Annotated in this window: 18 protein-coding genes; 3 read left to right on the top strand and 15 right to left on the bottom strand. The window is 36.3% G+C overall.

Features of this window, described 5'->3' with window-relative positions; all coding sequences use genetic code 11:
- Positions 1 to 2: 2 nt before the first annotated feature.
- Both B3C16_RS10295 and B3C16_RS10290 read left to right on the top strand, forming a co-directional pair.
- Positions 3 to 866 (top strand): rhomboid family intramembrane serine protease, encoded by an 864-nt coding sequence (locus B3C16_RS10295; protein WP_291131406.1) that lies wholly within the window; start codon positions 3 to 5, stop codon positions 864 to 866.
- Between the two features lie 6 nt (positions 867 to 872).
- Positions 873 to 1,922 (top strand): endonuclease/exonuclease/phosphatase family protein, encoded by a 1,050-nt coding sequence (locus tag B3C16_RS10290; RefSeq protein WP_291131404.1) that lies wholly within the window; start codon positions 873 to 875, stop codon positions 1,920 to 1,922.
- Here B3C16_RS10290 and B3C16_RS10285 read toward each other — a convergent pair whose 3' ends face one another.
- The 15 genes from B3C16_RS10285 to B3C16_RS10215 form a co-directional block, all read right to left on the bottom strand.
- A complete protein-coding gene (locus B3C16_RS10285; protein WP_291131402.1) occupies positions 1,923 to 2,537 on the bottom strand; it encodes a WbqC family protein in 615 nt (204 codons plus the stop codon).
- Between the two features lie 75 nt (positions 2,538 to 2,612).
- Complete coding sequence (lepB, locus tag B3C16_RS10280; RefSeq protein WP_291131400.1) at positions 2,613 to 4,166, bottom strand: signal peptidase I; 1,554 nt, start codon at positions 4,164 to 4,166, stop codon at positions 2,613 to 2,615.
- Positions 4,167 to 4,229: 63 nt separating this feature from the next.
- Positions 4,230 to 4,934 carry a 4-hydroxy-tetrahydrodipicolinate reductase gene (gene dapB, locus B3C16_RS10275; protein WP_291131398.1) on the bottom strand — a complete coding sequence of 235 codons (705 nt, stop codon included), beginning with the start codon at positions 4,932 to 4,934 and terminating at the stop codon, positions 4,230 to 4,232.
- Entirely contained in the window at positions 4,934 to 5,491 is a 558-nt protein-coding gene (locus B3C16_RS10270; protein WP_121313231.1) for a DUF5683 domain-containing protein, read from the bottom strand. The genes dapB and B3C16_RS10270 overlap by 1 nt, the downstream gene beginning before the upstream one ends.
- On the bottom strand, positions 5,491 to 6,390 hold the full coding sequence (locus B3C16_RS10265) for a ParB/RepB/Spo0J family partition protein (protein ID WP_291131395.1): 900 nt from the start codon (positions 6,388 to 6,390) through the stop codon (positions 5,491 to 5,493). Before B3C16_RS10265 ends, B3C16_RS10270 begins: the two co-directional genes overlap by 1 nt.
- 3 nt (positions 6,391 to 6,393) lie before the next feature.
- Positions 6,394 to 7,161: a ParA family protein gene (locus B3C16_RS10260; protein WP_121313235.1), complete on the bottom strand. Its 768-nt coding sequence runs from the start codon at positions 7,159 to 7,161 to the stop codon at positions 6,394 to 6,396.
- Between the two features lie 205 nt (positions 7,162 to 7,366).
- Positions 7,367 to 8,248: an SDR family oxidoreductase gene (locus B3C16_RS10255; protein ID WP_291131391.1), complete on the bottom strand. Its 882-nt coding sequence runs from the start codon at positions 8,246 to 8,248 to the stop codon at positions 7,367 to 7,369.
- A 145-nt stretch (positions 8,249 to 8,393) separates the two neighbouring features.
- Positions 8,394 to 9,326, bottom strand: a complete 933-nt coding sequence (locus B3C16_RS10250; RefSeq protein ID WP_291131389.1) for a T9SS type A sorting domain-containing protein — start codon at positions 9,324 to 9,326, stop codon at positions 8,394 to 8,396.
- A gap of 143 nt (positions 9,327 to 9,469) precedes the next feature.
- Positions 9,470 to 11,266, bottom strand: a complete 1,797-nt coding sequence (locus B3C16_RS10245; protein WP_291131387.1) for a T9SS type A sorting domain-containing protein — start codon at positions 11,264 to 11,266, stop codon at positions 9,470 to 9,472.
- Between the two features lie 110 nt (positions 11,267 to 11,376).
- Positions 11,377 to 12,987, bottom strand: coding sequence for a transcriptional regulator (locus tag B3C16_RS10240; RefSeq protein WP_291131385.1), 1,611 nt, complete (start codon positions 12,985 to 12,987; stop codon positions 11,377 to 11,379).
- Between the two features lie 62 nt (positions 12,988 to 13,049).
- Positions 13,050 to 14,177 (bottom strand): methionine aminotransferase, encoded by a 1,128-nt coding sequence (locus B3C16_RS10235; RefSeq protein WP_291131383.1) that lies wholly within the window; start codon positions 14,175 to 14,177, stop codon positions 13,050 to 13,052.
- Positions 14,178 to 14,249: 72 nt separating this feature from the next.
- The gene (locus B3C16_RS10230) at positions 14,250 to 15,383 is read right to left on the bottom strand and encodes an efflux RND transporter periplasmic adaptor subunit (RefSeq protein ID WP_291131381.1); all 1,134 of its coding nucleotides are present in this window, start codon (positions 15,381 to 15,383) and stop codon (positions 14,250 to 14,252) included.
- A gap of 2 nt (positions 15,384 to 15,385) precedes the next feature.
- On the bottom strand, positions 15,386 to 19,735 hold the full coding sequence (locus tag B3C16_RS10225; protein ID WP_291131379.1) for a CusA/CzcA family heavy metal efflux RND transporter: 4,350 nt from the start codon (positions 19,733 to 19,735) through the stop codon (positions 15,386 to 15,388).
- A gap of 67 nt (positions 19,736 to 19,802) precedes the next feature.
- Positions 19,803 to 20,189 carry a hypothetical protein gene (locus B3C16_RS10220; protein WP_147406833.1) on the bottom strand — a complete coding sequence of 129 codons (387 nt, stop codon included), beginning with the start codon at positions 20,187 to 20,189 and terminating at the stop codon, positions 19,803 to 19,805.
- Positions 20,190 to 20,355: 166 nt separating this feature from the next.
- Positions 20,356 to 20,856: a YybH family protein gene (locus B3C16_RS10215; RefSeq protein ID WP_121313253.1), complete on the bottom strand. Its 501-nt coding sequence runs from the start codon at positions 20,854 to 20,856 to the stop codon at positions 20,356 to 20,358.
- 218 nt (positions 20,857 to 21,074) lie between these two features.
- On the opposite strand from B3C16_RS10215, the gene B3C16_RS10210 reads away from it, so the two are divergent.
- On the top strand, positions 21,075 to 24,260 hold the full coding sequence (locus B3C16_RS10210; RefSeq protein ID WP_291131376.1) for a VIT domain-containing protein: 3,186 nt from the start codon (positions 21,075 to 21,077) through the stop codon (positions 24,258 to 24,260).
- The last annotated feature ends 57 nt before the right edge of the window (positions 24,261 to 24,317 follow it).

Here is a 24,317-nt window from a genome sequence, read left to right as displayed (position 1 = left end):
TTATGAGCATCATTGAAGACATAAAATTGCAGTACAAAATAGGTGGCATTGCCAATAAAATGGTTTATTGGAATGTGGGTGTTTTTTTGTTGTCTATTCCGTTGTTTTACCAATTTAAGACCGGTGTTTTTGCTTATCCGGATTGGTTAGCGGTTTCTTCGGAGCCTTTGGCTATTGTATACAAGCCATGGACTTTAGTGACTTATGCTTTTTTTCATGACGGATTTTTGCATTTGTTTTTCAATATGATGGTTTTGCATTTTTCCAGCCGATTATTTCTAACCTTTTTTACACAAAAACAATATCTTGGCTTGTATCTTTTAGGCTCAGTTTTTGCCGGATTGGTTTATGTTTTAAGTTTTTATTTGCTTGGTCATTCTTCATTGATGGTTGGCGCTTCGGCAGCAATCATGGCTTTATTGGTAGCTACAACGACCTATCAGCCACTAATGGAATTAAGATTGTTGTTGATTGGTAATGTCAAACTTTGGCACATTACAGGCGTATTGCTGTTATTGGATTTACTCCAAATTCAAATGAATAATACCGGTGGACATATAGCGCATTTGAGCGGAGCATTTTTTGGTTATATTTACATCAAGTTATTGCAAAACGGAACCGATTTAATCCGGATGGTGAGTGTAGTAATTGATTTTTTTACTCATTTGTTTAGCCCAAAGAAATCCACACCATTCAAAAAAGTGCACGTAAACCCCAAAAAACCTACAGTTAAAAAAGAGAGTAAAATTGTTGCCAAAGACAAAACCCAGCAACAAATTGATGAGATTTTAGATAAGATCAGTCAATCGGGTTATGACAGCCTAACCAGTGAAGAAAAAGAATTCCTTTTCAAAGCAGGGAAATAATTGTAAATGAAGAAATTATCGTGGTTTAACAAAGTGATTTTCGGATTCAATATAGTCGTCACTGTATTGACCTTTATTGCCTATGTATTGCCTTTTTTGGCGCCTAAGTTGTTTCCACTACTTTCGGTTTTGACCTTGATTTTACCGTTGTTTCTGATCTTAAACGCCTTGTTTTTTATTTATTGGTTACTTCAGTTAAAAAGGCAAGTGATGCTTTCAGGATTGGTTTTATTACTAGGTATTACTTTTATCAATAAGTTCTATAAGTTTTCTTCCAATGACTTACCCGAAGAAGAAAAAGATTTTACGGTTATGAGTTACAATGTACGCTTGTTTAACTTGTTTGATTGGCTTCCGAATGATCATATCGGTGACACCATTTTGTCTTTTATCAACGAGCAAAACCCTGATATTCTTTGCATACAAGAATATTCAGAAAATGCCAAAGTGGATTTAAGAATTTACAAATACAAAGCCGTTTTTATGGAAGGAAAGCAAATCAAAACCGGGCAAGCTATTTTTTCCAAATTTCCTATTTTTAACAAAGGCGATTTTAAAATACCGGAAGCCGGAAATAACATCATTTATGCTGATATTAAAAAGGGAAAAGATACGATTCGCGTGTATAATATCCATTTGCAATCGATAAAAATATCTCCGGATGTGAATGAAATTCAGGAGCATGTTGAGGCGATTGACCAAAACAAATCGCAACAAGTTTTTGGTAGAATTAGAGAGGCGTTTAAAAAACAAGAACAGCAAGCAGCCATTTTAGTCAACCACAAAAAAGAATGTAAATATCCTGTAATCATCTGTGGCGATATGAACAATAGTGCGTTTTCTTATATCTACCGAAATATAAAAGGTGATTTGAATGATTGTTTTGAAGAAGCCGGAAATGGCTTTGGACAGACGTATAAATTCAAATATTATCCGGCACGAATAGACTACATTTTTGCCAATAAAAAGATGAAAGTAAAGAGTTTTAAAAGTTTCTCCAAATTTGAGAATTCCGATCACTTTCCGGTGATGAGCAGACTTTCTTTTGTGAAGTAATTACAGTTGTTGCTTCTTCAAATAATCCAAAGCATATCGGCCTTCATTGAACAATAAATCCAAGATGCTTAAGTTGTTCAAATAACCATGTTTTTCTCCGAAAACTTGAGTAAAAGGTTCAAATTGAGAATTATCCTTTTTCCCATTGACCAAATGTCGTAAATCAACTTTATCGGTTACTTCGTGGAAATATTCGGTGGTTTCGTTGTAGTCAAATTCGAGTCCGAGACATTTGGACACAATCGACATTGTCTCAAGATTTAAGTCCATTAAGAACTCGTGCTTTTTTTCAAATATCGGACGAATGTCATCTTCAAAATACTCAAAGAATGGAGAACTTCGATAAGCCGCATCGAGCGATTTAAAATGCTGTTTTTGCCAATCAAAAGCGGTTTCCAACTTGATGTCTTTGGTCTTTTGATGCGCTTCTTTAGAATGTTTTATAGGAATATTGAGCAACTGAATACCATTCGGACTGTAAATGTACATTCGGTTGCGGTTAGTTTGTTTTTGAAAATTGTCATCCATTTCAAAAGTAACCAAATCACATTGAGCCATCGCAACAAAATGACTGATGGAAGGAAAATAGTTCGGATGGATGAGGATGTTGTTCATTTTTTTGTTGTAAGTTCTATGTTGTAAGTTGTATGTTTTTTAAACTTATAACCTACAACTTACAACCTATAATAATTAAGCTTTTGCGTTTTTTCTTCTTTTCCAAAAATAATCACCTAAAACATACAAAACGACTAAGCCTAAGAAGTATTTTAAGTAAGATTGAGGCTGGCCTTCGCCACTTACGGTGGTGAACATTCTGTCCCAACGAATTTTGTTTAAACCGCTACCATTGGTATCCCAACTCATCCAAATAAATACCGGTTTTCCAACGACATGGTCTTCAGGTACAAATCCCCAATAACGGCTATCTTCAGAGTTGTTTCGGTTGTCTCCCATCATCCAATAGTAATTTTGAGCGAAAGTGTAAGTGGTTACTTTTTGATCATCAATGTAAATATCGTCACCCACTATTTTTAAATCATGTTTTTCATAAACCGTGATTAATCTCTTGTATTGCGATAGATTTTCTTTGGTTAAAGTAATCGTTTTTCCGGCTTCAGGAATATAAATTGGTCCCATATTATCGGAATTCCAATTCGGGTTTCGGCTAAAAATATTTGCTTCGACATTCTTATTAATAACCTTGGTTACTGATTTGATTCCACTGATTTGCTTCAAAGCAGCTGCTCCTTCATTCGTTAATGCTTTGATGAAAATAGTATCTCTTGTGGTTTGGTTTATAAATCCGGCGCCATCAGTAGCGCCAACTTCTTTTAAAATATAATCAAAATCGATAGGCACATTGGCATCATACGTCATGTAATAGGCATGTTGCGGCTTCGCTCTTTCGGGTAAAATCAATTCTTTTCCGTTGATATGTACCACACCATTTTTAATTTCAAGATTGTCACCAGGAGTTCCTTGACAACGTTTTACATAGTTTGATTTTTTGTCAATCGGCTTTATGATACTTCTTCCTGAAGTGTCAAAAAATTTGTAAACGGTATCTGCCGGCCAGTTGAAAACAACAATGTCATTTTTCTCGATTTTTTCAAAACCGGGAAATCTGAAGTAAGGCAATTGTGGCCAACTCAAATAAGATTTTGTTTTGATGATGGGCAATGTATCGTGAACCATTGGTGCGCCTATAGTGGTCATTGGTGTTCTGGCACCGTAATGAAACTTGCTTACAAATAGAAAATCTCCAATTAACAATGATTTTTCCAAGGAAGAGGTTGGAATCGTAAATGGTTGCATTACATAAGTATGCACTAAAGTCGCTACTACAACCGCAAAAAGAATGGAACTTATGGTATCTCCGGTTTTGGTTGAAGCGACTAAACTTCTGTCGGCGATATAGGTAACGTCTTGTGTGTAATTGATATAATAAATATAAAGTCCAAAAGTGAAAATCCCTAACCAAGTGTCAGCGGTTGATTTTCGGCCAAAGCTTCTTAAAGTTTCTACCCAAACCACCGGAAACATAATCAAATTGATGATTGGAACGAATAGGAGTAGTGTCCATAAAGTTGGGCGACCAATGATTTTCATCAAAACAATCGCATTGTAAACCGGCACAAAAGCTTCCCATTTTTTTCTTCCTGCTTTTTCGTATAATTTCCAAGTACCTAAACCATGGATCACTTGAACAATCAAGAAAAACACTAACCATTGATATGTTGACATAATGTTGGGTTTAAAAGTTTATTCGCTATAAGTTTATCAAACTGAGCTTTTGTTACAATTTTACTATTTTAAATCGAGTACGTCTTTCATAGAAAACACGCCGTTTTTTCCAACAATCCATTCGGCTGCCAAAACAGCACCTAATGCAAAGCCTTCGCGATTGTGTGCTACGTGTTTGATTTCGATAAAGTCAACGTCAGAACTGTAGTAAACACTGTGTGTTCCTGGTACATTTTCAATTCTTTTGGCATCGATATGAATCTGATTTTCGGTTGCTGTTTCTTCGGTCCAAGAAGTGTAGTTTGAATTTTCGATTACGCCTTTGGCTAAGGAAATAGCTGTTCCGCTTGGAGAATCCAGTTTTTGAGTGTGGTGAATTTCTTCCATCGACACTTTGTAAACCGAAGAAAATCTTGCCATCATTTTGGCCAAATAATCATTCAGTTCAAAGAATAAATTGACACCTAAGCTAAAATTAGAACCATATAAAAATGCACCATTTTTTTCTTGGCATAATTCCACTACTTCGTCATATTGTTCTAACCAACCCGTTGTGCCGCAAACCACCGGAATTCCTTGATTGATAGCGGTAGAAATATTTTCAACAGCTACCATCGGTACACTGAAATCGATAGCAACATCGGCTTTTTCAATGCCTTCATACGTATTGGATTCGTCCTTTTTCAGAACAATTTCGTGTCCTCTTTCTAAAGCGATTCTTTCAATCACTTTACCCATTTTTCCGTATCCCAGAAGTGCAATTTTCATTAGAATTTATAATTTAATGTTAGACCAACATTGGGTTTAGCCGTAAAATCATTTTGGTAAACATCAGGAGCGACCGAAAGTTTGTCGTTGACATTAAATTGGATTAAGTGGGCATCGACATTGGCATCAACAATATTTAAAATATAAAACCCAATGGTTACCATCAGCGACAAGTCTCTGTTTCGTTGGTAAAAGCGTTGCGCTTGTACCAAACGCGAATCGTCTAAATAAGAATATTGGTCACCGGTAAATCCGGCTAATCTTCTTTTATAAGCGTCACGATAACTGTGGTATTTTTTGTTGTTGTCAAGGTAGAAATACATACTCGTTCCGATAGCACCGTAAACGATGGGTATTTTCCAGTATTTTTTATTGTAAGCTTGACCTAAGCCCGGTAAAATAGCAGAATAAAAAGCAGCTTTAGCAGGAGTAAGCGGATCAATTTCTTTCATTTTAGTAGTATCGGTTACTACTAAACCATTGATCACTTCTTGTGAAAAAAGGCTTTGATTTCCAAACAGAAAGAAAAGAACAATTATGTACTGTAGCTTATTCACTAACCTTTGATTAATTTGATAATGCGGTTAAAATCTTCTTCAGAGTGAAAAGGAATAGTGATTTTTCCTTTACCGTTTCCGGCTATTTTTACGTCGATTTTGGTGCCAAAGAAATTGGTGAAAGCCTTTTTTTGGTCTTCTGCGATGGCAAAACTTTCTCCTTTTTTGGCTTTAGCCGAAGTTGGTTTTAAACTGTCTTGGTAGTTTTTTACCAAAGCTTCCGTTTCACGAACCGATAGATTTTGGCTGACAATTTTTTGGTAAATATCGGATTGTATGTCTTGGTTTTCGATATTGATAATCGCACGTCCATGTCCCATGCTGATAAAGCCATCTCGAATTCCTGTTTGGATAATCGGGTCTAACTTTAATAATCTTAGGTAGTTAGCGATAGTTGAACGTTTTTTACCAACGCGCTCGCTCATTTGTTCTTGTGTCAATTGGATTTCATCAATTAATCTTTGGTACGAAAGGGCAATCTCAATTGGGTCTAAATCATGACGCTGGATATTTTCCACCAAAGCCATAATCAACGACTCATTGTCATTGGCGATTCGGATGTAAGCAGGAACGGTGGTTAATCCGACCAATTTAGAAGCGCGCAAACGGCGTTCTCCTGAAATCAATTGGTATTTATTGAAATCTAATTTACGAACGGTTATTGGTTGGATAAGCCCTAATTCCTTAATAGAAGACGCTAATTCCTGTAAAGATTCCTCGTTGAAATTAGTTCTCGGCTGAAACGGATTAATCTCAATCGATTCAATATCCAATTCGATAATGTTTCCAACCACTTTATCAGCATTTTTATCATTTACCGATTTGATATCATTTTCAGGATCTTTTAATAGGGCAGATAATCCTCTTCCCAAGGCTTGTTTCTTTATCGCTTTTGCCATGGCTTAATTGCTGTTTTTCTTGATAATTTCTTGTGCCAAACTTAAGTAGTTTGTCGCACCTCTGCTCGTGGCATCAAAGTTAATGATGCTTTCTCCAAAACTTGGCGCTTCACTCAATTTTACATTGCGTTGAATAATGGTTTTGAATACCATATCGTTGAAATGTTTTTGAACTTCTTCCACGACTTGGTTTGACAAACGCAAACGCGAATCATACATAGTCAGTAAAAGGCCTTCAATATCTAAATTAGGATTGTGTATTTTTTGTACGCTTTTGATAGTATTCAGCAATTTTCCTAAGCCTTCCAAAGCAAAGTATTCACACTGAATCGGAATTACGACACTATCGGCCGCGGTTAAGGCATTTAAAGTCAATAATCCTAATGATGGCGCGCAATCAATCAAGATGTAATCGTATTGGTCTTTTATGCTTTCCAAAGCTTGTTTCAGCATATATTCACGGTTTTCTTTGTCAACCAATTCGATTTCGATGGCCACCAAGTCAATGTGCGCCGGAATAACCCAAACGTTAGGTGCTGAGCAAGAAATTGTTGCTTCTGCCGGAGTGTTACTGTGTTCTAAAATTTGGTAAGTACCAATTTCAATACTTTCAACATCAATACCCAAACCTGAACTCGCATTCGCTTGAGGATCAGCATCAATTAATAACACTTTTTTTTCTAATACGCCCAATGATGCAGCAAGATTAACAGAAGTTGTTGTTTTCCCGACACCACCTTTTTGGTTGGCAATTGCAATGATTTTACCCATTTATATATGATAGATTTTGAGCCGTAAAAATACGATTAATTATGGGTTTGTCAAGGCTTATTTGTTAACATTTCGGTAAAGTTTTGAGACTAGTGTTCAGTGTTCAGTTATTAGTATTCAGTTGTCTGATTAAACGAGTTTTACTGATTTATAAGCTTTTTGATACTTATTTTACTGAACACTAATTACTGAACACTGAACACTTTTATTTGTTTCCTTTATTTTTAATCATAGCTTCCAGCATATCCCACATTTCCTGAGGAATTTTTTCTAGGATATTGAATTGTCCTGCGCCTTGCAGCCATTCGCCACCATCGATAGTCACTACTTCTCCATTGATGTAAGCGGAGAAATCGGAAACCAGATAAGCCGCGAGATTGGCTAGTTCTTGATGGTCACCAACTCTTTTTAACGGCACTTTTTTGGCCATATCAAACTTTTCGGCTAAATCGCCCGGTAACAATCTGTCCCAAGCACCTTTGGTTGGAAATGGCCCGGGAGCAATCGCGTTCATTCGGATTCCATATTTTGCCCATTCTACTGCCAAACTGCGAGTCATGGCTAAAACACCGGCTTTGGCAGTAGCACTTGGTACTACATAACCTGAACCTGTCCAAGCGTAAGTGGTGACAATATTTAAGACATTGCAGTTGGTTTGTTTGGCGTTAATCCAATGTTTTCCAAAAGCCAGCGTACAGTTTTTAGAACCTTTTAAAACGATATCGATAATCGTATCAAAAGCATTGGCCGATAATCTTTCCGTTGGTGAGATGAAGTTTCCAGCTGCATTGTTCAATAAAATATCGACTTTACCGAAGTTTTTTAAGACTTCAGCCAGCATTGCTTCAACTTGATCATAATGGCGCACATCACATTGTAGTGGCAAACAGTTGGAGCCGGTTTCCGCTTCTAATTCGGTTGCAGTGTTTTTTAATTTTTCGATATCTCTGGAAGTGATGGCGACTTTGGCTCCTAATTCCAAGAAGTATTTGGTCATGGCTTTACCTAAGCCACTTCCGCCACCGGTTACTACAATTACTTTGTCTGCCAAGGCATTATCGCGAAGCATTTTTGCTGAAAAATCCATAAAGTTTTATTTTTTTAACTACGTTCAGTTCGCCCTACGGGCTCGAGTGTAAATATATAAACTTAGACTTCAGAAACAAAATAAACCGGATTGAAGTGATTAATTCCAATCCGGTTTACACAATTTGCATGTTAACTTAGACGTTTTATTTTTTGATGAATTTTTTAGTGATACTGCCTGTTTTTGAATTGACTTGTAAAAAGTACATCCCAGAGTTTAATTGGCTTACATCCATTGTATAGACATAGCCAGAGTTTTCTGTAGTGGTATTTTGCTTAACCACTTTGCCTTGTATATTTACAATTTTATAGTCAATTAAATCACTTTGCAAATGACCCGGAATGATGTTTAATTCATTGTCTGCCAAAGTCGGATACAAGCTAAATTCATTTGTAATTGAATTGTCATCCAACCCTAAAGCTGCAAAATTAGTTACCACATTGTCTACCAATAATCGACTGCCAAATGTTGGCGTAGAACCTGATTTTGCCATTGAAAATGTGATATTCATTGAACTTTTTACCGCATTTGAAGTAAAATTAATCGGCATGTAGATATAGGCAAATTGGCTATTGGTTCCCATAATATCTACTTCAGCTTGACCAATTAATTCTCCATCGACATCAAAAACTTCTATTTTGGCTTCAGCCACGTCATCGCCTTTAGGTAAAAATTTGTAATAGAAGCCAATCATGTAAACTTGAGCACCTTGATCAATCGGAATGCCGGCATTCCAACCCGGAAAATCCTGAGTTGCATCGCTGAAAATAGTCGCGCTTCCGGGAATTACTTCGTTTTGCGTTGCGTTATAAGCATTCGATATTTCCATCGAAAATTGTCCGTTAAGCGCATCCGTTGAAGCATAAACCATTGAAGGAACGTTTGTGTTGAATAGAATTTGATCAGAAGTTGATTCCCCATTTGGGATGTTAATCGTAACCGGTTGCGTAAAATTCATTCCCCAATTGCTGGGTAAAAGATTTGGCTTTACGTTTTCAAAATTCCCATTGACCACTTGAGCATTCATAGCAGATGTGAGTAATAAAGCGAAACTTAAAAAAAGATAATTCTGTTTCATGTGATATGGTTTTAATTCACAGAAATTTTTTCATAGCAATTTCTTAAAATCAAAAGTACAGATAAGATTTCAAATTCGCTCAAAATTTAGGTAGACAATAGGTAAACATCATTAAAACATTTTCATGGTTTTGAAGGTGTTAATTATTTTATAATCAATTTTTTATTGGATGATTTATTGGCTGAAGTTAGTTTGAGAATATAAATACCGCTTCCAAGATTCCCAAGATTTAAAGTGGTAACTTCATTCTCTATACTACCTGAAAATACTTTTTTGCCGCTGATATCAAATACAGTTAAATGGGTATTTTGATCAAACTCTTTTGTTGAAATTGTAACTAAACCATTCGACGGATTAGGGTAAAGTTCAAAATTGAACTCTTCAAAAGATTCATTGTTCAATTGACAAGTCAGCGGATTTTCATATTTGGCGATAAACAAACCGGCGTTATTGGGTATTCCGTTGTTATTGGAATTCAAAAGAAATTCACTGGAAGTTGAAGGATCAAAATCGAGTTGACCTCTGAAACTTCCGGTAATGACCAAATCATTATTTTGGTCTAATGCAATAGGCAAATAGCCATTAAAATCCACAAAAACCACATTGCCGAATTTGCCAATATCCATTGACCATAAATGTTCGCCTGAAGAAGAATAAGAAGCAACAAAAGCATCGATGGTATTGTTTAAAGTGCTTAATACTTTTTCTTCAGCAGCTGGATTGAAATCACAATTGCCTTGAAATTCACCCGAGACATAAATATTGTCGCAATGGTCTACAATGACATTGGCAGAAAATGAAGACGGAAAGAATGTAGTTTGCGTTGTTGTTGGTGTACCGAATTGTTTGGTCCAAAGTAAATCGCCGTTAGTATTGTATTTGGCCAAATAAGAACTGTAAAACCCGTTCGTGTCCAATGAAGTTGCAGTGGGTAAAAACGTTGCATTTCCTTTGTAAGAACCAGTCATAATAATGTTGTTATTGCTGTCTTTTTTGATAAAAGTCATAAAAGCGTCGGTGGTATTTGTACCGTTGATATGTCTGTTCCAAATAAGTTCTCCACTGCTGTTAAATTTTGCCAGAAAACCTGAACTAATAGCACCAAATGAAACGGATTGTGAGGTGATAAAAGTACTGGACGTTGGGCTCGGATTCAAATCGACGGTTCCTAAAAAGATGCCACTCAGAAAAATGTTATTAGCGTCATCAACTTCCAATCCGCTAAGCAATACAACTCCATTGCATCTGAATTGTTTTACCCATTCAAAATTACCTGCATCAGAAAGTGATAAAAGAAAACCATCATTATTAAAGGCGGTCAATTCTTGTGTTTGTGACACTGAAGGATTAAAATCCATTGTGCCGGCAAAAAGTCCGGAAACAATAATGGAATTATTTAATTTTTTCAAAGCAAAGGTGGAAACAAAATTTTCTTCCACATCATCGAAATATTTCGTCCAAATTTCAATCCCATCGCTGTTCCATTTCGAGACAAAAAAACCTCTTGTACTGGTAAAACCGGTTATGTAAAGATTGTTGTTTTCGTCAACAATCATTGCCGAACCGCGTTCTTCGTTCATATTAGCAAAAGTGGGTTCAATGAGGTTTTTGGCCCAAAGAAATTCTCCGGCAGAATTGTATTTGGCCACATAAACATCGGCTTCGCCATCGGTAACGTTGACCGTTCCGCCTTGGTAAACCAACGGGAAACTACCGGTTGTACTGGTATCAAAATCCACAGTTCCGTGGTACAAACCGGTAATGTAAATGTTTCCGTTGCTGTCGGTAACCGTAGAACGCGACCAAACACCATGCTCATGTTGGGTTTCCATTGATTTGGCAAACTGCAATGTTGGGGTTTGCCCTAAACTTTTCTCGGGGTTAATTAAGGCTGTCAGCAGTGACAAAGAGATAATACTTTTGGTAAAAAAATGTTTCATAGCTTTTTAATTTTTGATTTAGTCAAAATTATAAAGCTTGTTTTTCTCTGTTTAATTTTTCGGGTTTACAAAAGGTAAACAGTGGTGTAAATTGTTGAATTTAAATGGTTTTATACGCTGAGAATGAAATCGGTTAGGTTTTCCTCAGTCGTTAATTGGAGTTTTTTTCTCAAACGGTGACGCGCTGTTTTTACGCTGTCGGGAGAAATATTGAGAATGGAAGCCATTTCTTTGATGGAAAGATTCAGTTTGATTAAGGCACAAATTTTTAAATCATTCGAACTGATATCCGGATATTTTTGTTTTAAACGTGTGTAGAAGTTTTTATTCACACTTTCAAAATAGTTGTCAAAGTCGCGCCAGTTGTTGTCTTGAATAGTGTATTTACTAACTAGTTTCTTGAGTTCATTTTCCGAATTCGGTGTTTTTTTGTTGATGATGTTTTTGATTTCATCCAAAATCTCATTCTTCTCAATCATTTGGATAGTTACGGCGCTTAGCTGACTTTCTTTGTGTTCGATGTCGTTTTGGAATTGTTGCTCTTTTAAGCTTTTTTGCTCTTCCATCAAGGAAACCAATTCTTCTTTGGTTTTGAGTAATTGTTTGTCACGTTTGTTGATTCTTTTGAGGAAGAAATACAAAATCGTAAAAATTAAAATTAACAATACCAATAAAGTAATCAAAAGATAGTTGGTCAATTTTGAAACTTCTTGCTCTTTGGAAATCAATTCGAGCTTTCTGTTTTTTTCCGAAACTTCAAACTGTACTTCGAGACTTTTTACAATTTGTTCTCTTTCGAAAGAATAAAAGCTGTCTTTAATTTGAATCACTTCTTCTTGCAATTGACTCACTTTTTGAAAATCGTTTTGCTTCTTTTTTAATTCAATTAAACCTTCTATGGTTTTGATTTCGAATAGTTTGTCTGTCAACGGAATGGCGATGATTCTGGCTTTACCAAAATAATTTTCGGCTACGATAAAGTTGTTTTCAAAGTTTAAATGCCATTTCCCAAGCGCAATCAGTGCGTAAACTTGAGCTTGTTTGTTCTCAGTCTTTTCCGCTAATTCGAGTGCTTTTTTGAAGTAATTTAAACTGCTTTCCTTTTGATTTTTTTGCTTGGCTAATTCTCCGAATTTCAAATAAGTCGTCGGTAAATAGGCGACATTATTCAACTTTTCGAATTCGGCTAAAGCCAATTTAAAATATTTCTCGGAAGTTTCAGCATCGTTTTCTAATTCAAACAAACCGCCCAAACTGTTATATGCTAAGCCTAAAGTTCCGGTGCTGTCTTTTTTATCTTGGAGTTCGGAAACGACTTCCATACTCAGTCGTTTGGCATCTTCATACTTTTTTTGGCGACTATAAATTGTGCTGATGAGTTGCAGACATTTGTATCGACCTATTTTCGCGTCTTCGCCATTGGTCTTCTCTAATTTTTTGTATTGGTCTAAGGATTGTGTGGCAAATTGAAGTCCTTTTTCCAAACTGGAACCATAGGAGCAAATGCCCAAATAGAATAGTGCATCGGCTTTGTCTTTGGTGTTTTTTTCTTTTGTGGCTTTTTCATTGGCTTCCCAAAAATGTTTGAAGGCTTCGGTTTCGTTGTCTTTGACGAGTTCAGCCCAACCTTTTTGCAGCAACTTGTTCGGAGCCGTTTGGGTATAACCAACACCAACAAAGCCAATTGTGAGCAAAAACAAAAAAGATTTCCATAAATTCATATCCCAAAAATAGATTTTTTTGAGTTTACTTATTTAAAATGAGGTTGACATATAGTAAACAACTATAATTTTATCAAACGTTCAGCTGCTTTTTCAAGGGTTTCATCATCTTTGGCAAAGCAAAATCGTATGCATTGATGGTCATTGCCATTAGCATAAAAAGTAGAGATAGGAATTGTGGCCACGCCAAATTCGGTGACCAATCTTTTAGTGAAATTTAAATCATTTTCATCTGAAATATTGGCATAGGAAGCCACTTGAAAGTAAGTCCCTTCGCAAGGCAACAATTCGAGTTTGGTTTCTTTAATCAAGTTTCTGAATAAATCTCTCTTCTGTTGGTAAAACTGTCCCAGAGCTTTCACGTCAACCAAATCGATATAGTCGTTTAGTACATGTTGGGCAATGCTGCTCACACTGAAAACCAAAAACTGATGCACTTTTTTAATCTCTTTCATAATGTTTTCCGGTGCAATGACGTACCCGATTTTCCAACCGGTGATGTGAAATGACTTCCCGAATGACGAAACAGAAATACTCCGATGCCACAATTTTGGTCGATGGTGTACCGAAATATGGGGTTCCTCAAAAGTGATGTATTCATAAACTTCGTCTGAAAGCACTAAGAGATTAGGGTAAGCTTCAACTAATTTTTCCAATTGAACAAAATCATTTTCTGTCCACATTTTTCCCGTTGGATTGTGCGGATTGTTGATGATGATGAGTTTGTTTTTTTCATTAGCTGCAGCCGAAATCAATTCCCAATTAGGAGTAAAGTCAATGTTGAGCGAAACCCTTATTGGTTTGGCATTGCTTAATAAAATCGGCGCTTCGTAGCAGTCATAACTCGGGTCGAGAATAATCACTTCTTCATTGGCTTTGACTAATGCTTGAATTGTTGCAAAAATGCCTTCTGTTGCGCCGGCTGTGATTAGTATTTCTTCTTTGGCAGACACCGTTCTACCATACGATTGTTGGGTGAGCACTGCTATTTTATCCAAAAGCGAAGGCAAACCACTCATGGACGTATACTGATGAATATTTTCTTTGGCAAGTTTAGAAAGAATAGCGATTAGTCGTTCATCAATGGGAAAATTAGGAAAGCCTTGAGACAGATTAATAGCTTGGTGTTCTGTTGCCATCTGTGACATTACAGTGAAAATACTCGTGCCGATATGAGGAAGTTTGGACATGAATTTGTTTTTGGTAAAGATAAAAAAAGCACTCCGATTGAAGTGCTTTTTTGTTATTTCAAACCTAAATGTTTATTCTTCCGATTTGTTTTTTAATTGCATCAACAAGGTGTATGCGCCTTTGACAGCAATGTTTTTGGTATTTAAGACTTCACTGTTGAGAATTTCGGTGAAACTATTTTCACTGTTTCCCACTTTTACAGCTATCATTTCAAATTTATGATTATCCAATTGAACAAAAGCATACTCTTTTCCTTCAAAAGTCACTATAGCTTTTTCGGGTAAAGTAAGCACCGCTTCTCGTTTTAGTTCAATTACAGCATTCATATACATTCCCGGCAAAAGGGTTTTGTCGTATTGCTGAAAATGACAATGAACTTCTGCACTATGTTCAATAGATGAAATGTCTTTACTGATTAAAATAATTTCGCAATTGTATTTTTTATCCGGCTGACTGTTAGAATAAGCGACCAATTTTTGTCCAATATAAAGTCCGTTAATGTCTTTTTCAAATACTTTTAAGTTTAAATGAATGTCATCAGGATTAATGAGTTCGAATAGTATATCCGAAGCATTAACATACTTACCAATATTTACATTGACTTTTGAGACAAATCCATTTATTGGAGAATAGATATTGACACTTTTAGAAATAGTTTTTTCAGAAAGTGATTTTGGGTTAATGTGAATTAATTTTAGTTTCTCGGCTAAGGCGTTGACTGTGATTCTGAGGTTTTTGTATTCTGCATCAGCCATTTGAAACACTTTATCACTACTGGCTTTATCTCGGTTTAAATCTCTTTGGCGTTCGTATTCTTTTTCGGCAAAAAATAGTTTAGATTGTGCCGTTAAATATTCTTGTTGCAACTGAATGTATTGCTGATCTTCCATCACGGCAATAACTTCATTTTTTTTGACGTACATACCCGGAAGTAATTTGGTATTTTTCAGATAACCTCCCAAAGGCATGCTCACAGAAACCAGATTCTGTGGTGGCACATCAATGACACCATTCACATTAATTGTGGCCGAAATGGTTCTTTTTTGCATTGGTTCGCTAACTATCCCCGCATTTTTAAGTTGTGAATCTGTTAGCGTAACTATTTTTTCGGAAACCTCTTTACCAGTGGTTTCGCTTTCATCTTTTTTGGAGTTGCAACTCATACCCAGTATGGCTAAAACTACTATAATGATTTTTGTTTTCATGTTTAATTTTTTGAAGTAAGATAATTCAATTCAATAATACTTTCATTGTACGTGTTGACTGACTCAATGTAGCTGTTGTTGACCATCAGCGCTTGATTGACCAATAAAACCCAATCCAGATAATTAATATCGCCACCAAGAAATTGTCGGTTTGCGGTTTCGGTAATTAATAAAGCATTTGGCAACCCTATTTTCTCGAAATAGTCTAATTTTTCAATATTCTTTTCGAGCTGTAATTGGGTGTTTTGTAGTTGCAGTTTTAAGGAGTTTTTCTCTCTTAGGTATTCTTCTTCCACTATTTGTTCCTGAACTTTGGCTGCTCTGACTTTGGCATTTTGTGAACCGCCTAAAAGCGGAATGCCTAGGCCGATTTGTGCCGAATGGAATCGGGTGGAATTATCATACAAAACATTATCTGCACCGTTACCGGTTATCGACATATTGTTGTAACCCAAAGTAAGTATCGGAAACTTTCGAGCTTTTTCTAATTGTGTTTGAGCAACTGCTGTTTCTTTTTGTTGTTCCAAAGTTTGCAACATAGGATGTTGGTCTATTGTAGATTCCGACAAACCGTTGAGGTGCTCTATTTTAAACGAACTAGCCTTCGGGGTTACCTTGTTTTCAGAGTTTAACAGCAATTGGAATTTACTTTGCAGTAATTCTTTGTCTTGTTGCAATTGAAGTAATTGCATTTTTAATTGACCTAATTGAGTTTCGGCTGTAGTTTTTTCCAAGATATTGCTTTCCCCTTTTTGCAAACGTATAGCCGATTTTCTGAGAAATTCCGTTAGTAAAGTATCACTTTTTTGTAGCAGCTTTTCTTTTTCTGTCAAAGATAAAATAGCATAAAAGTTTTGGGTTATTTCTTTTTTTAAGGCTGCTTCTTTTAGCAAAACCAGGGCGGAAGCCTTTTTCCATTCGGAAGTCAAAACCTTTTTCTGTCTGTTGTAGACCATCGGAAAATCAAATGATTGTGAAATACCAAACCGAGTATCATTATAACTGCTGTTAATTTGACCAAACTCTGAATTGACATTGGTTGTGGGTAAATTAGTCGCTGAACGGATTAATTTCTGTTGGTAATCTGATTTTAAACGTTCAATTTTTACTGATTGATTGTTTTCTAAAGCTGTTTTGAGAGCTTCTTCGAGCGTTATTTGGGTTTGGGCTTTTGCAGGCAGAATACAGAAAGACAAAAGTAGCAGTAAAAGCGTTGTTTTATTAAATATTTTCATTTTAAATCCTTTTTCAAAAGTTACATAAAGTATTGGTAATACAAATAAGGTCAGTAATGTGGCAATCATCAATCCGCCAATCACTACAGTAGCTAATGGTCTTTGTACTTCAGCTCCTGAACCACTGCTGATAGCCATAGGGAGAAATCCTAAAGAAGCGACAAAAGCAGTCATTAGTACAGGACGCAAACGCACTTTGGTTCCCATTAATACAATACGATTTAAGTCATCCATACCTTCTGATTTGAGTCGATTGAACTCTGATATAAGTACGATACCATTCAAAACGGCCACGCCAAAGAGTGCAATAAATCCTATTCCGGCACTAATGCTAAAAGGCATGCCTCTTAAGGCCAAAAAGAAAATGCCTCCAATAGCAGAAAGCGGAATAGCAGAATAAATTAATAAACCGTGTTTTACAGATTTGAAAGCAAAAAACAATAAGATAAATATCAACAGCAATGAAATAGGTACCGCAATCATTAATCGGTCTTTAGCCTGATTTAAATTTTCAAATGCGCCACCATAGGTTGTGTAATATCCCGCAGGAAGTTGGATTTCATTTTCCACTTTGCCTTTTAATTCGTTGACAATACTTTCTACATCTCGACCGTTGACATTAAAACCAACAACAATGCGTCTTTTCGCATCTTCGCGTTGTATTTGGTTAGGTCCGTTTTTAATAGAAACATTTGCCAATTGCGAAAGTGGAATTTGAGTTCCTTGAGGTGTTGGAATCAAAAGATTTCTGACGTCTTCTAAGTTTTTACGTTTCTCACTATCCAAGCGCACTACCAATTCAAATCGCTTTTCGCCTTCAAAAACCAATCCGGTACTTTGTCCTGCAAAAGCAGTATTTACAATGCGATTGATGTCAGCGATATTAAGATGGTATTGTGCAATTACGGTACGATTGTAGTCGATAATCACTTGAGGCATACCGGTTACGGGTTCAACAAAAAGGTCTTCGGCACCATCTACCGTATTTACAATCTTACCTAATTTTTCGGCATAAAGGGCTAAGGTATCTAAATTTTCACCAAAAATTTTACAAACAACATCTTGTCTTGCTCCGGTCATTAATTCATTGAAACGCATTTGTACCGGATACTGAAATCCTGCAGTAATACCGGGAACATCTTCTAGTGCTTTGCCCATTTTTTCTGCTAATTCATCAAAAGTTTCGGCAGAAGTCCATTCCGATTTGTCTTTCAGAATAACCATCATATCACTGGCTTCCATCGGCATGGGATCGGTTGGCACTTCACCGCTTCCGATTTTAGTTACTACTTTTTCGACTTCGGGAAATCGTGTTTTTAGTATATGAGCGGCTTTTTGGGTACTTTCGATAGTGGTATTTAAGTTGCTTCCGGTTAAAACTCTGGTGTCAACTGCGAAATCTCCTTCTTCTAAAGCCGGTATAAATTCACCTCCTAAAGAACTTAATACAAACAACGCAATAACAAATAAGGCGATTACAGTTCCAATAATTACTTTTTGGAAATTTAAAGCAACTTGTAACCAATGTTGGTATTTGCGTTCCAATTTAAACATCATACGGTCAGAAAAATTGGGTTGGTGATTGATTTTTTTGCTCAAAAACAAAGCACTCATCATTGGAATGTAAGTCAAAGAAAGTAAAAAAGCACCCAACAAAGCAAAGGCAACGGTTTGTGCCATTGGTTTAAACATTTTTCCTTCGATGCCTTCCAAAGTGAAAATAGGTAAGTAGACAATCAGAATGATGATTTGGCCAAAAACAGCACTGTTCATCATCTTTCCGGCAGAGTTTTCAACCTCTTTGTCCATTTTGTTTTGTGTTAAACGGGCAACGTTACTAAACTTTTTACTGTGAGTGAGTTGGTGCATTACAGCTTCAACAATGATGACTGCGCCGTCTACTATCAGTCCGAAATCGAGCGCACCTAAACTCATTAAATTACCACTTACCCCAAAAGTATTCATTAGTATTATAGCAAATAACATGGCTAAAGGAATGACAGAAGCTACAATTAATCCGGCTCTCAAATTCCCTAAGAAAAGCACCAAAACAAAAATGACAATAAGCGCACCTTCCATTAGGTTTTTTTCTACAGTTCCAATGGCGTTATTGACCATTTTGGTTCGGTCTAGAAAAGGTTCAATGGTTACGCCTTCGGGTAGTGTTTTCTTGATTTGCTCAATGCGTTCTTTTACATTTTTAATAACCTCACTACTGTTAGCGCCTTTGAGCATCATAACAATAGCGCCGGCAACTTCGCCTTCATCGTTGTAACACATGGCACCATATCTAGTGGCATATCCGATGTTGATTTTGGCAATATCTCTCAGAAACAAAGGTGTTCCACTAGGTGTTGCTTTTACAGCTATATTTTCGATGTCTTCAACATTTCCTATCAAACCTTCACTGCGAATGAATAGAGTAGTAGCGCCTTTTTCAATATAAGCACCACCGGTGTTTTGGTTGTTTTTTTCTAAAGCGGCGAAGATATCGTCAACCGTCAATCCATAAGCATGAAGTTTATTGGACTCAATGGCAACTTCAAATTGTTTCAATTTTCCACCAAAACTGCTTACTTCAGCGACTCCTTTTACGCCTAATAGTTGTCTGCGAACAATCCAATCTTGTATGGTTCTTAGTTCGGTTTCATCGTATTGCTCTTCATATCCTTTTTCAGGGCGAACCATGTACTGATAAATTTCTCCTAGACCTGTTGAAACAGGCCCTAATTCCGGAGTTCCTATACCTGCGGGAATTTGTGTTTGCACTTGTTGCAATCGTTCGGCGACTTGTTGACGTGCCCAGTAAATATCGGTTTCATCATCAAAAACGATGGTTACTAATGACAATCCGAAACGTGAAAAACTCCGAATTTCTTTTAAACCGGAAATATTACTGTTGGCTTGTTCTACTGGAAATGTTACTAAGCGTTCGATATCGGTAGCGCCAAAAGAAGGCGCAATGGTGATGACTTGTACTTGATTATTGGTAATATCAGGAACAGCATCTATTGGTAATTTAGTGGTTTCATAAATACCATATAGCAATAATGCTATGGTAAATAAACCAATGACGAGCTTATTCCTCACGGAAAAAGCAATGATTTTATTTAACATGATTTTTAAATAACTTAATTAATATTTATACAATACTTTGTAATCCTCGAAAGGAGTATAAAAAATATTAAGCTATTTTGGGTGGTTGCCATATGGAACCATAATTAGAAGAATAAAAGCGACTCAAATAAAAATTATTATCGGCTTTATTTTTTCTTGGAGATTTGATTCTGTTAAATTCGTAGTTGTTGTCCGGTATAATAATTACAAATGCCAAACCATTATTACAATCAGCACTTTTATAAGGTAACTTCATATCTTGATCTCGATCGGTATCATTAACATCGCCATGCGCATAGTGCATGCATAGGAACGACCATAGTGTGATAGATTTATTTTCCTCTTGATGTTGGTAAAAGTGCCCAACCAAAGCCGGTAGTTTCAACAACTCAAAACATTCAGTCGAAGAAAACATATAAAGAGATAAGAAAGCAATAGCAAATAACTTACGCATCCGGAGAACTACTTTTTTTGCAGTTATGAAACAAATGTACTAAAGTTTTAATAATACAGGAAAGTTTAAATGTTGCTAATCTGTATTTTATATTTATTCTTAATTAAGGTTTAAAAAAATAAAGCACTTCGATTGAAGTGCTTTATAACTTATGTGACTATTGTTATTATTTTTCGGCTTCTTCATTTTTATTTTTATCAGAAGCAGACATGTCTCGGATACAAACATATTTACCATCTCTTTTCTCAAAAACAGCTAAATAATTTCCGGTGTAAAGCGCTGTGCTTGTAGAATCAGAGACTCTATAATGACCTACTTCTACCACTTGAATTCCGTCAGAAGAAGGGAAAATTTCATTTACTACAAAGGCAATTTGATATCCTTTTGGGAAATTCTCAAGGTCATCTTTAATTGATTTTTCAATAGCATTTTTACCAACTAAAGGTGGTTTGTTTTGAGAAAAACTAGTAGCGTCTTCTGCATAATATTCTTCGGCTTTGACTGTTCTATCGTTGAACATTTCTGCCATTTTGTTTTCAATGGCCTGAATCTCATTTTTAATTTGTTCTTTATCTAGAGCTACGGCTTCTTCTTTTTTGGGTTGACAGGCAAAAAAAAGGATAGATACCATACTGAGAAAGATACCTTTTAACATCTTGTTTTTCATAAATGGGTGGTTTTGGTTATTAATTTAAATTAAAGAACAAGGTTGGGGAATTATAAAAGTAATGAATAATTTGTTGAAAATCAGAAGCGATTGGTTTTTTTTGTGAAAATATCAATTTTATACCTGAAAAAATAATGAATAGCTATTCCAACCTTTTTACAACAATCAGACTCTTTATCATTATAAACCTTTCTGCAAGGAAACTAAATTGAAATCTTATGAAAAACCTAATCCTAATTCTGTTGGTTTGTATTACCTCTTTAATGCAAGCTCAAAATCCGCAGTTAACTATAAAAGGCAAAGACTCTTCTTTAGTAAGAATGAGTCAGATGAAAGTCTCCGTAAAAGTGGTGGGTAATATTGCCTATACTACTTCTGAAATGCATTTTTTCAACGGAACCAATCGTCAGATGGAAGCCGAGTTACTATTTCCGTTGCCGGAAGGCGTTTCGGTTTCTCGCTATGCTATTGATATCAACGGAAAAATGCGCGAGGCAGTTCCGGTAAATAAAAACAAAGGCAAACAGGTTTTTGAAGCCATTGAGCATAGAAGAGTAGATCCCGGATTGTTGGAAAAAGTAGAAGGCAATAATTTTAGAACACGGATTTATCCTTTAATGCCCGGAAAATCTAGGATTGTAATTATTGGTTACGAACAAGAGTTAAGTAGTTTGGATGCTACACATTTGGGTTACCAGATGGTCAGCAGTTATCCTCGTGCATTGGATACTTTTGAACTCAATATTGCTATTCTTGGTGCTACTGCTGCACCTGAGGTTTCCATTCAGGAAGGTGTAATAGCTTTGGAACAGCTGAATCAGAACTATCAAGCATCGATTAAAAGAAACCAATACATACCCAAAGACAAACTTTTAATCTCTATTCCGGTTCGTTCCGACATTCCGGGCGTGGTAGTGCAATCGGACAATAATCAGCATTATTTCTTCGCCAATACTATTATTGATGGGGCTAAAAGACATAAGAAGAATCCAAGCAATATCGGTCTGGTTTGGGACAATTCGTTAAGTTGTCGCAAACGAGATTTAAACAAAGAATTAGACTTGTTAGATGCCTACATCAGAGGATTGAACAATGTGGAGATTACCCTTTACTTTTCGGGTTATAATTTTGAAAAGAAAGCAGTTTTTGATATAAAAAACGGAGAATGGGAAACCTTGAAAACGGTTTTGAAAGCCACCAAATACGATGGAGGTACCCGTTATTCTAAAATCAAACTACCGACACATGATGAGTATTTGTTTTTCACAGATGGCCTGTCTTCTTTGAGTGCCAATACTTTGGCTGTGACTCAAAAACCAATCTACACCATAACCTCTTTGGCTTCTTCAGATTATGCTTTTTTAAATTATAATGCTGTAAAAACCGGTGGTGCTTTTGTCAATTTAAACGAATTAAAAGTAGAAGAGGCATTGAATAAATTGGTTTTTCAAAATATGAAATTCTTAGGGGTAAAAGACAATTATATGGTGATTGAAATGTATCCGATGATAGGAACTCCGGTCTCGGGAAGTTTTAGTGTGGCCGGAATATCTTTAAAAGACAAGCAGGAAGTGACCTTACTTTTTGGCTATGGTGATACACCGACTTTAGAAAAAACAATACTAACTGATTCCGAAAAGCAAGCTCCAAATGAGGTAAGTATTGAAAAGCTTTGGGCACAAAAAAAGATAGCCAATTTGGGTTTGCAATACAAACAAAATGCAGAAGAGATAGAAATTTTAGGTAAAAAATACGGCATTATAACCGAGAACACTTCACTGATAGTTTTGGAAAATTTACACGATTATATTCAGTATGATATCGTGCCACCGGCAGAGTTGCGTCCCGAGTTTGACCGACTGTTAAAACAACAAATTGCCAATGCTCAGGCCAAAAAATACAGCAATTGGGAAAATGTGGCTAACTATTATGAAATGCTTTTAGCTTGGTGGAATAAGGATATAAAATTCAGTCCGCCAAAGCCCATTTCAACAACCAAAAACACGGCGACACAAAACGGAAATATCAGCGGTGTCATATCAGATTCGAGTGGTCCATTGCCGGGTGCGAGTATTATCGTAAAAGGTACCAATAGAAATGCCCAAACCGACTTTGACGGAAAGTTCAGTATCAATGCCAATCGAGGTGAAACTCTGGTGGTTTCGTTTGTTGGCTATGAAAATTCAGAAGTTAGAATTGGTAATAGTGCAACTTATAATGTAAGGATGAGAGATAATGTAAGATTAGAAGAAGTAGTTGTGGAAGGTTATCGCAATTCAGAGAGTAGAGCAGATAAAGACGAAGAAGCAGAAGACATGGTTAAGGAAAAGCGAAGTGTTGTTGTAGCTTCAACTACAGTAGTTACCTCTAAATCTATTGAGAACAGACCTAATGCTAATGTTATTCAATCCTTACAAGGCCAAGTTCCTGGTTTGAATATTACCACCGGTAACCATTCTCCGGATACTAATAACCAAGGTTTTTTAAATGATAAAAAGATCAAAGTGACGCAATGGAGTCCGGACAGAATCTATTTGAAAGCTCTAGCTGTCGCACCGGCTGACAAGAAGTATGGTTTGTATCTGGATTTGCGCGAAGGTCAGGAAACCAATCCGAGTTTTTATTTTGATGTGGCCAATTATTTTTATGACAACGGAAACAAACCGATGGCCTTATTAGTATTGAGTAATATTGCTGATTTGGGTTTGGAAAACCACCAGTTGTATAAATCGTTAACCTATATTTTGCGACAATGGGAAGCTTATGAAGATGCCTTATATACAGCCAATCAAGTAGTCAAATGGAGAACACATGAACCACAAGCCCATCGTGATTTGGCGTTGACTTTAGAAGATAACAAACAGTATCAAGCCGCTTTTGATGAATTAATCAAAGGGTTGGAAGTGAGTTATTACGGAGAAATGCGTGGCCAATATGAAGGAGTTGAAGATATAATTCTAATGGATATCAACCGAATGGTTTCGGAGCACAAAGGAATTGATATTGGTAAATTGGATAAAAAATATGTGACCAAAATGCCGGTAGGCATCAGAATCATTTTGAATTGGAACCAAATGGACACTGACATCGATTTGCATGTAATTGAACCAACCGGTGAGGAATGTTTTTACGGTCATCGCGATACCCAAGCCGGAGCAAGATTTTCTAAAGATTTTACACAAGGTTATGGTCCGGAACAATATTTATTGAGAAATACCGTTAAAGGTAAATACACTATTAAGACCAATTATTTTGGTGAAACCGCTTTAACCGAAAACGGTCCGGCAACAGTAATGGTGGAAATATATGTAACTAAGAATGGTACTACCGAAAGAACGTTACAAACCATTCAGCTTGGTAAAGTAAAGCAAAATGAAAATTTAGCAGAGCTGAATATACAATAATAGTTAAGTAATTGTGGTTAATTGATGGAAACAGTCTCGAGGTTTTTCGGGGCTGTT

The sequence above is a fragment of the Flavobacterium sp. UBA7682 genome (genome assembly GCF_002482945.1).
Taxonomy (GTDB): Bacteria; Bacteroidota; Bacteroidia; order Flavobacteriales; family Flavobacteriaceae; genus Flavobacterium.
This window is presented reverse-complemented; position numbering and strand designations above follow the sequence as displayed.

Excerpts from the sequence above, each read along its gene's own strand:
- B3C16_RS10255 (WP_291131391.1), bottom strand. The coding sequence starts at position 8,248 with ATGGATTTTTCAGCAAAAATGCTTCGCGATAATGCCTTGGCAGACAAA.
- B3C16_RS10235 (WP_291131383.1), bottom strand. The coding sequence starts at position 14,177 with ATGTCCAAACTTCCTCATATCGGCACGAGTATTTTCACTGTAATGTCA.
- B3C16_RS10240 (WP_291131385.1), bottom strand. The coding sequence starts at position 12,987 with ATGAATTTATGGAAATCTTTTTTGTTTTTGCTCACAATTGGCTTTGTT.
- dapB (WP_291131398.1), bottom strand. The coding sequence starts at position 4,934 with ATGAAAATTGCACTTCTGGGATACGGAAAAATGGGTAAAGTGATTGAA.
- B3C16_RS10210 (WP_291131376.1), top strand. The coding sequence starts at position 21,075 with ATGAAAAACCTAATCCTAATTCTGTTGGTTTGTATTACCTCTTTAATG.
- B3C16_RS10230 (WP_291131381.1), bottom strand. The coding sequence starts at position 15,383 with ATGAAAACAAAAATCATTATAGTAGTTTTAGCCATACTGGGTATGAGT.
- B3C16_RS10250 (WP_291131389.1), bottom strand. The coding sequence starts at position 9,326 with ATGAAACAGAATTATCTTTTTTTAAGTTTCGCTTTATTACTCACATCT.
- B3C16_RS10215 (WP_121313253.1), bottom strand. The coding sequence starts at position 20,856 with ATGAAAAACAAGATGTTAAAAGGTATCTTTCTCAGTATGGTATCTATC.
- B3C16_RS10290 (WP_291131404.1), top strand. The coding sequence starts at position 873 with ATGAAGAAATTATCGTGGTTTAACAAAGTGATTTTCGGATTCAATATA.
- B3C16_RS10220 (WP_147406833.1), bottom strand. The coding sequence starts at position 20,189 with ATGCGTAAGTTATTTGCTATTGCTTTCTTATCTCTTTATATGTTTTCT.
- B3C16_RS10295 (WP_291131406.1), top strand. The coding sequence starts at position 3 with ATGAGCATCATTGAAGACATAAAATTGCAGTACAAAATAGGTGGCATT.
- B3C16_RS10245 (WP_291131387.1), bottom strand. The coding sequence starts at position 11,266 with ATGAAACATTTTTTTACCAAAAGTATTATCTCTTTGTCACTGCTGACA.
- B3C16_RS10225 (WP_291131379.1), bottom strand. The coding sequence starts at position 19,735 with ATGTTAAATAAAATCATTGCTTTTTCCGTGAGGAATAAGCTCGTCATT.
- B3C16_RS10260 (WP_121313235.1), bottom strand. The coding sequence starts at position 7,161 with ATGGGTAAAATCATTGCAATTGCCAACCAAAAAGGTGGTGTCGGGAAA.
- B3C16_RS10265 (WP_291131395.1), bottom strand. The coding sequence starts at position 6,390 with ATGGCAAAAGCGATAAAGAAACAAGCCTTGGGAAGAGGATTATCTGCC.
- B3C16_RS10285 (WP_291131402.1), bottom strand. The coding sequence starts at position 2,537 with ATGAACAACATCCTCATCCATCCGAACTATTTTCCTTCCATCAGTCAT.
- lepB (WP_291131400.1), bottom strand. The coding sequence starts at position 4,166 with ATGTCAACATATCAATGGTTAGTGTTTTTCTTGATTGTTCAAGTGATC.